The sequence below is a fragment of the Gracilibacillus sp. HCP3S3_G5_2 genome (assembly GCF_052063305.1).
GTDB lineage: Bacteria > Bacillota > Bacilli > Bacillales > Amphibacillaceae > Gracilibacillus.
This window is the reverse complement of the sequence record NZ_JBQHXU010000008.1, coordinates 131,845-144,919: the sequence shown is the minus strand read 5'-3', so window position 1 is coordinate 144,919 and position 13,075 is coordinate 131,845. Positions and strand designations below refer to the sequence as shown.

At 35.6% G+C, this 13,075-nt stretch carries 13 protein-coding genes; 11 read left to right on the top strand and 2 right to left on the bottom strand.

The genetic code is table 11. From position 1 onward, the window contains the following. Positions 1-12: 12 nt before the first annotated feature. The 4 genes from ACTNEP_RS13235 to nth all read left to right on the top strand — a co-directional run bounded on the left by ACTNEP_RS13235 (position 13) and on the right by nth (position 4,294). Positions 13-1,194 (top strand): pyridoxal phosphate-dependent aminotransferase, encoded by a 1,182-nt coding sequence (locus ACTNEP_RS13235; RefSeq protein WP_441162491.1) that lies wholly within the window; start codon positions 13-15, stop codon positions 1,192-1,194. A 27-nt stretch (positions 1,195-1,221) separates the two neighbouring features. Continuing rightward, positions 1,222-2,514, top strand: a complete 1,293-nt coding sequence (gene asnS / locus ACTNEP_RS13230) for an asparagine--tRNA ligase (RefSeq protein ID WP_441162490.1) — start codon at positions 1,222-1,224, stop codon at positions 2,512-2,514. 439 nt (positions 2,515-2,953) lie between these two features. Further along, positions 2,954-3,628, top strand: a complete 675-nt coding sequence (locus ACTNEP_RS13225; protein WP_441162489.1) for a DnaD domain protein — start codon at positions 2,954-2,956, stop codon at positions 3,626-3,628. A 9-nt stretch (positions 3,629-3,637) separates the two neighbouring features. Continuing rightward, on the top strand, positions 3,638-4,294 hold the full coding sequence (gene nth / locus ACTNEP_RS13220; protein WP_441162488.1) for an endonuclease III: 657 nt from the start codon (positions 3,638-3,640) through the stop codon (positions 4,292-4,294). Positions 4,295-4,440: 146 nt separating this feature from the next. Here the strand turns inward: nth and ACTNEP_RS13215 are convergent, their stop codons facing one another. Both ACTNEP_RS13215 and recU read right to left on the bottom strand, forming a co-directional pair. Next, complete coding sequence (locus ACTNEP_RS13215; RefSeq protein WP_441162487.1) at positions 4,441-7,167, bottom strand: PBP1A family penicillin-binding protein; 2,727 nt, start codon at positions 7,165-7,167, stop codon at positions 4,441-4,443. Continuing rightward, complete coding sequence (gene recU, locus ACTNEP_RS13210; RefSeq protein WP_441162486.1) at positions 7,157-7,771, bottom strand: Holliday junction resolvase RecU; 615 nt, start codon at positions 7,769-7,771, stop codon at positions 7,157-7,159. Before recU ends, ACTNEP_RS13215 begins: the two co-directional genes overlap by 11 nt. Before the next feature lie 502 nt (positions 7,772-8,273). Here recU and ACTNEP_RS13205 point away from each other — a divergent pair. The 7 genes from ACTNEP_RS13205 to ACTNEP_RS13175 all read left to right on the top strand — a co-directional run bounded on the left by ACTNEP_RS13205 (position 8,274) and on the right by ACTNEP_RS13175 (position 12,974). Then, on the top strand, positions 8,274-8,441 hold the full coding sequence (locus ACTNEP_RS13205) for a hypothetical protein (RefSeq protein WP_441162485.1): 168 nt from the start codon (positions 8,274-8,276) through the stop codon (positions 8,439-8,441). A 67-nt stretch (positions 8,442-8,508) separates the two neighbouring features. Continuing rightward, on the top strand, positions 8,509-8,874 hold the full coding sequence (locus ACTNEP_RS13200) for a DUF1798 family protein (RefSeq protein ID WP_441162484.1): 366 nt from the start codon (positions 8,509-8,511) through the stop codon (positions 8,872-8,874). A gap of 83 nt (positions 8,875-8,957) precedes the next feature. Beyond that, complete coding sequence (locus ACTNEP_RS13195; RefSeq protein WP_441162483.1) at positions 8,958-9,233, top strand: CotD family spore coat protein; 276 nt, start codon at positions 8,958-8,960, stop codon at positions 9,231-9,233. Between the two features lie 325 nt (positions 9,234-9,558). Further along, positions 9,559-9,924 carry a DUF1360 domain-containing protein gene (locus ACTNEP_RS13190; RefSeq protein ID WP_441162482.1) on the top strand — a complete coding sequence of 122 codons (366 nt, stop codon included), beginning with the start codon at positions 9,559-9,561 and terminating at the stop codon, positions 9,922-9,924. A 47-nt stretch (positions 9,925-9,971) separates the two neighbouring features. Continuing rightward, entirely contained in the window at positions 9,972-10,586 is a 615-nt protein-coding gene (locus tag ACTNEP_RS13185; protein WP_441162481.1) for a TVP38/TMEM64 family protein, read from the top strand. A gap of 42 nt (positions 10,587-10,628) precedes the next feature. Beyond that, positions 10,629-12,212: an alkaline phosphatase family protein gene (locus ACTNEP_RS13180; RefSeq protein ID WP_441162480.1), complete on the top strand. Its 1,584-nt coding sequence runs from the start codon at positions 10,629-10,631 to the stop codon at positions 12,210-12,212. A 45-nt stretch (positions 12,213-12,257) separates the two neighbouring features. Continuing rightward, a complete protein-coding gene (locus ACTNEP_RS13175) occupies positions 12,258-12,974 on the top strand; it encodes an endonuclease/exonuclease/phosphatase family protein (protein WP_441162479.1) in 717 nt (238 codons plus the stop codon). Positions 12,975-13,075: the final 101 nt, after the last annotated feature.

The following is a 13,075-nucleotide window of genomic DNA, read 5'->3' as shown; positions in this document are numbered from 1 at the left end:
TGATAAAAAAGTATGGAATTTGCAAACAGAGTACAAACTTTAACCCCATCATCAACGCTTGCCATTACAGCAAAAGCGAAGGAATTAAAACAAGCAGGTCATGATGTTATAGGTTTAGGGGCAGGTGAGCCTGATTTTAATACACCAGAACATATATTGGAGGCCGCATCAAAAGCAATGTATGATGGTTTTACTAAATATACCCCTGCTGGAGGAACGGTTGAATTAAAACAAGCAATTCAATCTAAAATGAAACAAGATCAGGGCTTAGATTATGATCTTGATCAAATAATCGTAACAATAGGCGCAAAGCATGGTCTTTATACATTGTTTCAAGTGTTGCTTAATAAAGGCGACGAAGTAATTGTACCGGCTCCATACTGGGTAAGCTATCCTGAACAAATAAAATTAGCTGAAGGAAAACCAGTCGTTGTTGATGCAAAAGAAGAAAATGAATTTAAATTAACACCGGAACAATTAGAAAATGCGATCACTGACAAAACAAAAGCCGTAATTATTAATTCACCGAGTAACCCAACAGGTGTAATGTATGAAAAAGAAGAATTAGAGGCTTTGGGAGAAGTATGTCTCAAACACGATATTTTAATTGTTTCTGACGAAATCTATGAAAAATTAACGTACACTTCAACAAAACATGTTTCAATTGCAGAAATTTCTCCCTTGTTAAAGGAACAGACTGTTATCATCAATGGTGTATCAAAGTCACATTCGATGACAGGTTGGAGAATTGGTTATGCTATTGGTAGCAAACAAATGATAAAAGCTATGTCTAATTTAGCATCACACTCAACCTCTAACCCGACTTCTATTGCACAGGTGGCAGCAGAAGCAGCATATAAAGGAACACAACAACCTGTTAGCGAAATGAGAGAAGCCTTTGGTGAACGATTAGAAAAATTATACGAATGGCTGGTTGCTATTCCTGGTATTGAATGTGTAAAACCTAAAGGTGCATTCTATCTTTTTCCAAATGTATCAAAAGCAGTTGAAATGAATGGTTTCAAAACGGTGGATGAATGGGTAACAGCTTTATTAGAAGAGGAAAAAGTAGCAGTTGTACCAGGTTCCGGGTTTGGAGCACCGAATAATGTACGACTTTCCTATGCTATTTCATTAGAGCAACTGGAAGAAGCAGCAAAACGAATTAAACGATTTGTTGAAAATCATCGCTAAGTAACGAAGGATAGTGGAGGAACTATTATGAAAACAACAATTAATCAAGTAGCAAATTATCTTAACCAGGAGGTTACATTAGGTGTTTGGCTTGCTAATAAACGTTCAAGTGGTAAAATAGCATTTCTGCAACTACGTGACGGTACAGGTTTTATCCAAGGAGTGGTAGTGAAAGCTGATGTATCGGAAGAAACGTTTCAATTAGCAAAATCGATTACACAGGAATCATCTATGTATGTCACTGGAACAATCGTAGAGGATACTAGGTCGCCTTTCGGCTATGAAATGCAGGTGAAGGATATGGAAATTATCCATGAAGCAACCGACTATCCTATCACTCCAAAAGAACATGGTACGGAATTTTTAATGGACCATCGTCATTTATGGTTACGATCTAAAAAACAGCATGCCATTATGAAAATCAGAAATCAAATTATCCAGTCTACCTATCAATTTTTCCAAAAGGAAGGTTTTGTCAAAGTAGATCCACCAATTTTAACCGGTGCAGCCGCTGAAGGAACTACAGAACTATTCCATACTAAATATTTTGACGAAGAGGCTTATTTATCGCAAAGTGGTCAATTATATATGGAAGCTGCTGCGATGGCACTTGGGCGTGTGTTTTCTTTCGGTCCAACCTTTAGAGCAGAAAAATCAAAGACAAGAAGACACTTAATCGAGTTTTGGATGATTGAACCCGAGATGGCTTTTGTGACGCATGAAGAGAGTCTGGAAATACAGGAAAATTATGTGCAGTACATGGTGGAATCTGTCTTAAAAAATTGTCAATTAGAGCTTAAAACATTAGATAGGGACCTAGAAGCATTAGAAAAAATTAAAGCACCTTTCCCGCGTATTACGTATGATAAAGCAATTGACATGTTAAAAGAAAAAGGATTTACAGATATTGAATGGGGAGAAGACTTTGGAGCTCCGCAGGAAACCGCAATTGCTGAAAGCTTTGATCAACCAGTGTTTATTACTCATTACCCGAAAGATATTAAAGCATTCTACATGAAACCCGATCCGGAACGTGATGATGTTGTATTATGTGCTGACTTGATTGCACCAGAAGGTTATGGTGAAATAATAGGTGGCTCTGCAAGAATTGATGATCTAACCTTAATGGAGCAGCGTTACAAAGAGCATAATCTCTCAGGTGATGCATATCAATGGTATTTAGAATTACGAAAGTACGGTAGTGTACCACATGCTGGTTTCGGATTAGGATTAGAACGGACTGTCGCATGGATCAGTGGAGTGGAACATGTTAGAGAAACTATTCCGTTCCCAAGATTATTGAATCGATTATACCCATAAGTGTAGATAGGGTTAGGATATAATTAAATGAAGGAACTGAAAATCCGAACAATCTGACTTAGCACAGTCAAAATACGGAGACTCCTGTTGGTAAGGCTAGTTGCGTTCACGTCTTGTGACCAACACCAACAATTGATGGTCTTGCTCTTCTAAACAGCACGAGCTGAAGCCATGCTGATGGAAAGCGAAGTATTTTGACGGAGCAGTTATAGAGTCCAGATATAAATGTTCGGATTTTTCTTTGGCATCATCTATTTTATAATGTATTCACTTACTTCGATGATGAACATATGATCGCGAAGAATATCTCCATGGGAACGTCTTAGTTTCCTCACCAAATTCACCGTTTTTATCTATGAAAATTTAGATAATCAGTGCAGAGGAATGGGTGATTTTTTTAATACGTGTTATTATATAGGGTGAAGGTGGGTTATAAACTATGAAACAAAATATTCAATTCATTTTACATGATCAAATCAATTTTCCTACATTATTAATCGAAAAATTTGCTGCTCTTGGTTTGAATGAAACGCAATTAGTTATTATTTTACAAATCTATAGGGCACAACGAAAGGGAAATAACTTCCCAACCCCTCAAGAAATCGCCCAACATCTAACGATTTCAAACGAAATGTGTACCAATCAATTACGCCAATTGATACAGAAAGACATTTTATCGATAGAAGAGGATAAAGAGGACGATCAAGTGATAAAAGAAGCTTATTCATTAGATCCGCTCTGGAAAAAATTATATGCTGTTGAAAAGAAAGTCGAAAATATTGATAATAAAGTTGGAGAAGTATTTCAGAAATTTGAGCGGGAGTTTGGCAGACCATTATCACCATTTGAAATTGAAATGATCAATAATTGGTTAGATGAAGATAACCATGATATTTCCCTTATATATGCTGCTTTAAGAGAAGCAGTTTTAATGGGGAAAATTAATTTTAAATATATTGATAGGATTTTGATCGAATGGCAAAAGAAAGGAATAAAATCTTCTCATGAAGCACAGCAATCAAGTAAATCCTTTCATTCTAGTCAGCAAAACACAACTACTAAGAAAGACCATCCATATGATAAATCTTTATATTATAATTGGTTAGAGGAATAGGGGAGAGCTATGCTTACAAAAAAAGAAATAGAATTTGCATTGGATAAAATTGAAGAAATGTTCCCTGATGCTGAATGTGAATTAGTACATGATAACCCTTTTGAGTTATTAATCGCAGTGGTGTTATCAGCTCAATGTACAGATGCATTAGTAAATAAAGTGACAAAGGATCTTTTTAAGAAATATAAAACGCCTGAAGATTATGTAAGTGTCCCTTTGGAGGAGCTACAACATGATATTCGTTCAATCGGCTTATATCGAAATAAATCTAAGAACATTCGTAAACTTTGTACAACATTAATCGAGAATTATGATGGAGTAGTTCCTAACACAAAAGAAGAATTGGAAAAGCTAGCAGGAGTTGGTCGTAAAACAGCAAATGTGGTAGCTTCTGTTGCGTTTGGTGAGCCGGCAATTGCAGTAGATACACATGTTGAAAGGGTATCTAAGCGATTAGGGATCTGTCGGTGGAAAGATAGTGTGTTAGAAGTAGAAAAAACACTGATGAGAAAAGTGCCAAGAGAAGAGTGGAGTAACACACATCATCGGTTAATTTTCTTTGGAAGATATCATTGTAAAGCAAAGAGTCCACAATGTGAAATTTGCCCACTTTTAGATATATGTCGAGAAGGGAAAAAGAGAATGAGAAAAAGCAGCACGGTATAACCTACCATGCTGCTTTTTTTATAACGTATTTGAGTTTTTCGAAAAGCAATATTTCAATTGAGCTTCATTATAGTTTTTAAATATATTGGGATCGATGCAGTATTTACAACATCGATCCCGTAATGACAAAGGAGCACTAATACTTTTTAATCATCTTCTTCGTTATCTTGTTGATCGGATGGATCTTCTTCCGTTTGTTGATCCTCTTCATTAGGTTGTTCACCTTGCTCACCATTTTGCTGTTCTTCTTGACCTGGTTCTTGCTCTTGTTGCTGTTCTTCATTCTCCATTCCTTGAGTTGATACCTGAACACTTGCAGATGGGCCACGAACATCTCGATTTTTTAGGAATGGCGTAACATGAATCGTATAGTTCTTATTTGGTTCAAGCTGCGTTATATTAACAGACTTACTATTCGTGTTAAACTGATCGATCGTTTGGCCGCCGTCCTGGACGACAACTTCAAATTCAATTGGCCCATTCTGATCATATTGCCAACTTATTAACGCTGAGCGATTGGCAGGATCAAATGATTGACTTAATTGACTGACCTGTGGAAGCTCTTCTGATTCCTCTTCAGGTACTTCAACTGTTACCGTTACAGGATCACTTTCCATATCATCATTTACTGCAATGACTTCAATGGTATAAGTTACCCCTTTATCGACATTCGAAATTTCTATTTCTTTATTTTCGGTTGTGGTTAAATCATTAAGTGAACCATCTGTACCTGCTGATACTTTAAATTGGACATCATCCTCACTATGATCCCAATTCGCTGTAATAATTTCATTTTCTTCATCATATGAAGCACTTAAATCACTAACTGGTTCAAGCTCATCAAATTTCTCAGAAATGGCATCAGGTTCTGTCCCTCTAACAAACAACTCTGTAACAATCTCAGAAGAAGGTGTGAATTCGCTCGGTCTTTTAGCAGGATTGGAACCTTTTTCTACGTCTACTTCGACAACAGAATCAGGTTTTACGAAATCGTCTGTTTCCACACCCTCTGAAATGTGCGACATGGTTTCTCTAAACAGCAATTTTGCAATATCGGTATTTTGAATAGCTCTCCGTTCATCATAGCCAGTCCATACTGAAATGGTATAGTTAGTAGTATATCCAACAAACCAGGAGTCTGGACTTCCTGATCCATCTTCAAGGTTGGTGGTTCCTGTCTTTCCTGCTACTGGAAGTCCTGAAACATTTGCCATTGTCCCAGTTCCTCTTTGGACTACAGACTTCAACATGTCTGTAATCATATATGCAGTACTATCTGCCATCGCGACGGTAGATTCAGGTTCCAGCTCCTCAGAACGGCGATCAGGATAATCAATACGGATGACAGAATATGGCTCATGATAAATACCCTCATTACCAAAGGCAGCATAGGCTCCAGCCATCTCCACCGGAGTAACACCATTTGCTGTTCCTCCGATCGTATCACCTATAGTGACTTCTTGTTTAAAATTAATACCCAAACCTTCAGCAAATGATCTAGCATCACTTGCTCCGACTTCTTCAAAGGTTTTTACTGCAGGTACGTTCAATGATTGCTCCAAGGCATACCTTGCACTCATCCAACCTTGATATTGTCCATTCCAATTTCCTATTTCTCGGTCTGTTCCTGCAATTGGATATGGTTTATCATCGTTTATTTGATGGTAAGTAGACCATTGTAAATTTTCAATTGCTGGTCCGTACGCCAATAGAGGCTTCATGACAGAACCGCCTTGTTGTCCATCACCATGTATCGCATAGTTCCACCCGTCATTTTCACGATGTCTACCACCACCAATTGCACGAATAGCACCTGTTTGTGTATCTAGAACTGTTAGACCCGCTTGCAGATCTTCATCAGTGCTGAATGGGATTGGATTTTCTGGATCATCACTCAATAAAAATTCAACATGTTCTTGTGCGCTTGGATCGAGAGTTGTATAAACTTCTAAACTATCTTTATAAATATCAGCGCCAGTTTTTTCATGTACTTCTTGGCGGACTTGTTGGATAAATCCTTCATATTTCACAAACTCAGGTTTCTTTTCGGTTAGTAATTCCTCAATATTTACCTCTCTTGCTTCATCTGCTTCCTCTTCACTAATTTTGTTATGTTGTACCATTAAGTTAAGCACAGTGTTCATTCTTTCTTCTGTTAGATCAGGATTAACAAACGGATCATAAGCAGATGGGCGCTGAGGCAGTCCGGCTAGGATTGCTGCTTCTGCAAGAGTTAAATCATTAAGGTCTGTCTTGCCAAAGTATATTTCCGCTGCCATTGCTACACCATAAGCACCAGAACCATAATATATTTTATTAAGATACATTTCCATGATCTCTTCTTTTGTATACTCCCGATCGAGTTTTAATGCCAACCATTGTTCTTGTACTTTACGTTTTAATTTTTTGTCATTGGTCAGGAAGGAGTCCTTGACAACCTGCTGTGTAATGGTACTTGCTCCTTGAGCTCCAAACCCATCCCTGATGTTAGCAATTACAGCCCCGCCGATACGTCTGAAATCAATCCCGATATGATCGTGGAACCGGACATCTTCTGTTGCTAATACTGCATCTAATAAAATTGGTGGAATGTCATCATAAGCTATTTTCGTTCTTTTTTCGGCTCCTAGTTTTGCAAAGACCTCACCATTAATGTCGTAAAGATTGGTTAGTGCAGGATCAGCTAATAATTCAGAATCCAAATCTGGAGCTGTAGCAATGTAATACGTAAACAATACACCGACTCCTAAACCAACCGCTAATACTGCAATGAGCGCATATCTCATTATCTTTTTCCACATGGGTTTGTTTTTAGACTTCATTTGTTTTAATTGTTTTCTTTTTTCTATTCTTGATTGGCTTTTATCTGCCATTGGTTGTTCCTCCGTTCTCCATATAATACTTATCAATAACGGCTAGGTAGTCTACTTTCGCTTGATATCGAATCGGTATTATATAACCTTTCTTTTTCACAGTTTCATAACGAATGGATTTCCTGCCACCATTATACTGATTATTCCAGTATTGAAATAACATTTCAGCAGGGAAAAGGAATGTTTCATTACTTACACTGAAACGAATTAATAGAAAGCAAATGCCGCCATGCTCTATAATCTGTTTCATATGATCAATCTGATGTTGATGAATGTTATGAAGCGGAAACGAATGTCTATTCTTTGTTTCCTTTGCTTCAAAATCGATATACCTTCCTTTATATATTCCATTATAGTCCGTTGTCGATGCCTGTTTAAAATAAGCCTCTTTTATTACTGCTGCACTTCTTCTCGGATAATCTACATGGACAATTTGAACAGGTGTTGGTTTCTTATGAATAATGGCAATATTATGAGTTAAATAATATTGATTAGTATCATTTATATCATCTTCAAGTGACATCCCCCGGTTACTGTACACAGTTTTGTTAGTACTATTAGTTTTGGTGAAAGCTGATGACTTTTTTCCATTCGGATATTGCATAAACTCCCTCCTATATCATCAACACATCCATAGACCATGGATAGATACATCATACGCTAAGCTACTGAAATCTTCAATTAAAATGTATAATAAACGCCTTAAATAACAGCAAATTCCCAACCTAAAATTTCGAAAATCGTAACATTTATATGGGGGCAATTAAATAAATCTATATATTTATATTTCGTTCACAAAAAGTCGACATTACGAGAAGCAATGTCGACTCTTGTGCTAGGTTGATGGACGGTTAGGTCCATTTAATTTTTTGTCATTTTGCGTCGGTATTTCTTTGTTCTGTTGCTTTTCCCGGACATTATTCATCTTTCGCTTCTTATTTACACGCAATCACAATCCCTCCTTTGTTAATAGTTTGGCTCATTTTGTATAAAAAATACATATGTTGGCAGGTTATTGTCATCTTCTTTCTAGTTTTGTCAATAACAAGGGATTTCAAACATGTATCACGAATACAAGTTAGTAAATAATTTAGGAGGGGTAGAGTATGGAAACCAATCATGCTATCTTTACGAAAGAAGTTTGTGAGAACAAGTTAGATAAACTAATCACCGTCATGGAAAATATCGAAAAAGAATGGAACTTAACATCCAATAATCGGAATAAAGAGCAATATTGGTCACTTAGTGATATTTATAAAAAAGAGGGGGCATAAATAGAATTATTAAAAAAATCATGTTACAGTAATGAGGATGATAGTTATAGAAGGGCGGTCCACAAGTTTGTTACTGTTAACATATATAGAGGATTTAGAAAAAGAGTTATTAAGCTTAAAAGAGTATTATCTTACACATGAAAGACCGGAAAATAAACGTGACCCGGAATTATTTCTGTTTGTAAAGGAAAACACGGAACCTGTTTTTAACATGGTAGATAAATGGTATGAAGAAGCATTAAGCTTCGTGAAGGATCGAAGTGTAAATGTACACCCCCAACAGATCGAGTCAACGGAAGAAAACATTAAATTATTATTACTCCATAGCTATTATGTGGATGTCAGAAGAAAAAGATATATGGAATTATATCAATCAGTTATATATGTTTTCGATATATTAAAAAATGATATCAAAAATTACAAAAAAAAATAGTCACCTTAGGTTGATGCCTTAGACAAACATCATTGGCATGACATACGCTAGTATAGAATAAATAATTAGTGAGGTGACTATAAATGAGACATCGGAGACCTTTTGGCTGTGGAATGCCAACTAAAAAAATTGTATATCCAACTAAGTATAATGAAGTGCATACTTGTAGTGAAAGTGAGGTACAGCACATTCACCCTTCACATACTACATGTGTCAATCACCATTTAGTCAAAAACACCCATTTCTTCCCACATACAACTTCTTATCAAAATACAGTTGACCAAGTTAATGTATATGGTGGTCCCATGCAATCACCATTGGCTGGTCAATGGAACCAACAAAATAATTGGTCAAGATAACAAAAGTAGAAAAAATAACTAGCTGGAGGAATAATCGATACGAACACAAAGTAAGAGGTGTTACGATAAGGATATGATGATAACCGAAGAATGTGTCCGTTAACTGTCATGAAGATATTTCATGGCAGTTTTTTTGTTGTTAGCATCAAATGGAATTATTGGTTCGAAGGCACAAAAAGGAATACTAGGTTGATAACCAGAGAAGTGAATATTCTTCCTATTATGTTTCATACTATCACCATAATGAATTGCTAGTTCATCTAAAAATTACAATAATATTATTATGTAAACAAAATTTATGAGCGTACATACAGGGAGGTAAACGTTGGATAACTTAGATTGGTTAACATATTTCATTATCATTTTAGCGAGTTACCGTCTAACACATTTGATTGTATTTGACAAAATAACCGAATTTATTAGAAAACCATTTTTAGAAAAGAAAAGAATTATCGATGATAAGGGAGAGGAACATCTGAAAAATGTCCCTACTTCTAAATTTGGTTATCTCCTCAACTGCTATTGGTGTGCAGGTGTGTGGAGCGCTTTGCTTATCGTGTTAGCTTATATGTTTGTACCGGAAATTTCCTGGCCGATTATTTTTATTTTATCGATAGCTGGAGCACAAGCTATCATTGAAACGTTTGTTGGAGTAGGTTCAAAGGTTACAAAGTGGTTCAGTGATCAATAAAATTATGCACGGTATCAGGTGAATAGAGCACTTAGGGGAGCTTATATATGAAGAAAGTAATCATTGTTATTATTTCGTATGGTGTTACGTTGATCATAGCGTTCTTTTATCATGAATCCTTACTAAATTGGCTTAATCGCAGTGAACCATCACAGTTCCCCTTGATGTGCTTTCTTGCTGTTTTAATTGGGATTATACCTGTTGTTCCTTTTTCCGTATTTGCTGCATTAATGGGAGTAAAATATGGTGTTTGGTTAGGAGCAACAATAAACTGGATAGGATCAATAGGGGCTTCTGCTATTTTATTCATATTTGCTCGTTTTGTCTTTGTAAGAGAATTTCAGCAGCTTATTAGCAATTTTAAAAAGATTAAAAAGTTTGATGATTTAATAAATAAGAATGCGTTTATAGCTGTTTTATTCAGTCGAATTATACCAATTATTCCACCACCTGTTATCAATATTTATTCCGGTTTAAGTTCCATGCGATTTAAACCATTTATTCTAGCAACCGCAATCGGACAATGCCCGGGTATGATTGTTTATGCATACATTGGCAATCAATTATTTCAATCGATACCTCATTTATTGATGGGAATTTGTATTTATTTAGGCATTCTTATCATCGTAATTCCTTTTTATCGATGGTGGAGAACTTGTTAATTCCAAGATTCGTAATGACGAAATGAATGGAGGATACATACTATGCAAGAAGGGAGATCGAATAAATTGATCAAATTAATGATTGTCCTTTTAATTATTTTGATAGTATTTCTCTTGCTTTATTTATATTTAATTCAGCCAATGGTGAAAACAGAGAAATTACATCAACCAATAAACAATTCATCTAGACCTGTTGTTATGATAATTATTGATTCATTAATGGATCAAGCGCTACAAGATACAATAAAGGAAGGGAAAGCACCTGCATTAGAATTTTTGATGAATAACGGTAACTACTATCCTGATATAGTTTCCAGCTACCCTACTATGTCCGTGACGATAGACAGCACATTGTTGACCGGAACATATCCTGATCAGCATAAGATTCCAGGGCTCGTTTGGTATGATGAATCAAATAAACAATTTATTAGCTATGGTAGTGCTCGAAAGGAAATCATGAGAATGGGAGTAAGGGAAGTTTTTACCAATAGTTTGTTTGACCTTAATCACCATCATTTAAGTAAAGATGTAAAAACAATTCATGAAGAATTAGATGGACAATCTGCATCGATTAACACACTTGTATTTAGGGGAAACCATGAGAAATTATTAAGTGTACCTAGAATTTTAAATATGAATGGTTTTTTAGAAAAGGGCGACTCCATTAATGGACCTCAATATTTTTCGTATGGTTTATTATCAAAACTGAATCCTACTAATAACCATACGCATTTTTGGCAAGCATTTGGTTTTAATGACAAGTTTGCTACAGAAGAACTTAAATACTTAATGGAGGAAAACTATTTACCCTCTTATTCACTTGTTTATTTCTCTGATAATGACAAGCTAGTTCATAAAAACGGAGTAAATGAGCGGAAAGGAATTGAAAAATCAGATAAACAGTTGCAAGAACTACTGAATACTTATCCATCTTGGGAAGATGCTATTCGGCAAAATATATGGGTGGTAATGGGGGATAGTGGCCAAAGTGATATCGACAATGATAAACAACAAGCATTAATTGATTTAAGAAAATTGTTAGAAGACTATTATATCCATCAAATAAGTGGTCCTATTCAAGAGCAGGATCAAATCGTTCTTGGATTAAATGAGCGTATGTCTTTTATCTATTTATTGGATAACCAACTAAAACAGAAGGATATTGCTATACAATTACAAAAAGATAACCGTATCCATTTCATAGCATGGAAATATGGTGACATGGTCCATGTTATTTCAGGAGATGAAGAAGGTCTACTCTCTTTTAAACCTGATGGCCCATTTACAGATTTATATGGACAGAAATGGCAAATAGAAGGAAACGAAAGAATTTTAGATCTGACACTTTCAGAGGATAAGATAATTTATCGAGATTTCCCAGATGGTCTAGCACGGTTATATAGTTCTTTTTATTCGCATTCAGGAAGGTATTTAATTGTGGATGCAAAGCCAGGTTTTGAATTTGTAGGGGAAGGTTCACCTACACATGTAGGTGGTGCTAGTCATGGTTCTCTTTATAAAGATGATTCTCATTTTCCAATGATCGTTACTGGAACTGAACTAGAACCGGAACATAAGCGGATAGTAGATCTAAAGGATTGGATTTTAAGATTAGTAAAACAGTAATTAACATTCGTTTAAAATGTAAGTATTATAACGGGGGACAACTTCATGCGTTTCAGAGTAATGACTTATAATATTCATCACGGCAAAGGTTTAGATAAGAAAGCTGATCTTAATCGGATTTGTAGCATAATAGCTGATTGCGATGCTGATGTGATCGGTCTTAATGAAGTAGATAGATATTTTTCAAAACGAAGTAATTTTCAGGATCAAATGGACTACCTTGCAAAAGAACTAAATTTATATGGTGCCTTTAGCCCTTCATTATCATTAAAACCAAGGAAGAACCCTTTAGCAAGGCAATATGGGAACGGTATTTTATCACGTTTTCCTTTGGCTACATCCAAAAGTTTTTCGTTTAGCAGTCGATTTTGCTTTATTGAGGATAGATCGATATTAGAGGTGGCCATTCCGTTAAATGGTAAGCTCGTCTATTTTTATGTAACACATTTAAGTTTAAACCCTTACCTTCATGTTAAACAAATTGATTTCTTTATAAACGATGCGAAAAAACCTACCGTTATTATAGGAGATTGGAATATGAAAGAACAATCCGACAACTGGAAAAGAATGGTTGAAGTCTATCGAGATGTATGGTATTCAGTGGAAGATCAACCTGGATTTACTTATCCATCGATTAACCCTAGAAAACGATTGGATTATATTTTTGTCAGTAAAGATTTTGAAATTTTGGATGTAAAGATTAATCATTCTAACCCGATCGCCTCCGATCATTTACCAATCGTAACTACTTTATCTGTTTAAACATCACTTTTCTCACTAAATATAGTTTTTATGGCAATATATTACAGAATAATCATTTGTACATATGCCAAAATAGTATTGCTATAACTTTATGAGAGGAA

Bases quoted from the DNA above. Each gene is read 5' to 3' on its own strand.
- ACTNEP_RS13175 (WP_441162479.1), top strand. From the start codon at position 12,258: ATGCGTTTCAGAGTAATGACTTATAATATTCATCACGGCAAAGGTTTA.
- nth (WP_441162488.1), top strand. From the start codon at position 3,638: ATGCTTACAAAAAAAGAAATAGAATTTGCATTGGATAAAATTGAAGAA.
- ACTNEP_RS13205 (WP_441162485.1), top strand. From the start codon at position 8,274: ATGGAAACCAATCATGCTATCTTTACGAAAGAAGTTTGTGAGAACAAG.
- ACTNEP_RS13195 (WP_441162483.1), top strand. From the start codon at position 8,958: ATGAGACATCGGAGACCTTTTGGCTGTGGAATGCCAACTAAAAAAATT.
- ACTNEP_RS13215 (WP_441162487.1), bottom strand. From the start codon at position 7,167: ATGGCAGATAAAAGCCAATCAAGAATAGAAAAAAGAAAACAATTAAAA.
- ACTNEP_RS13185 (WP_441162481.1), top strand. From the start codon at position 9,972: ATGAAGAAAGTAATCATTGTTATTATTTCGTATGGTGTTACGTTGATC.
- ACTNEP_RS13235 (WP_441162491.1), top strand. From the start codon at position 13: ATGGAATTTGCAAACAGAGTACAAACTTTAACCCCATCATCAACGCTT.
- asnS (WP_441162490.1), top strand. From the start codon at position 1,222: ATGAAAACAACAATTAATCAAGTAGCAAATTATCTTAACCAGGAGGTT.
- ACTNEP_RS13180 (WP_441162480.1), top strand. From the start codon at position 10,629: ATGCAAGAAGGGAGATCGAATAAATTGATCAAATTAATGATTGTCCTT.
- recU (WP_441162486.1), bottom strand. From the start codon at position 7,771: ATGCAATATCCGAATGGAAAAAAGTCATCAGCTTTCACCAAAACTAAT.
- ACTNEP_RS13225 (WP_441162489.1), top strand. From the start codon at position 2,954: ATGAAACAAAATATTCAATTCATTTTACATGATCAAATCAATTTTCCT.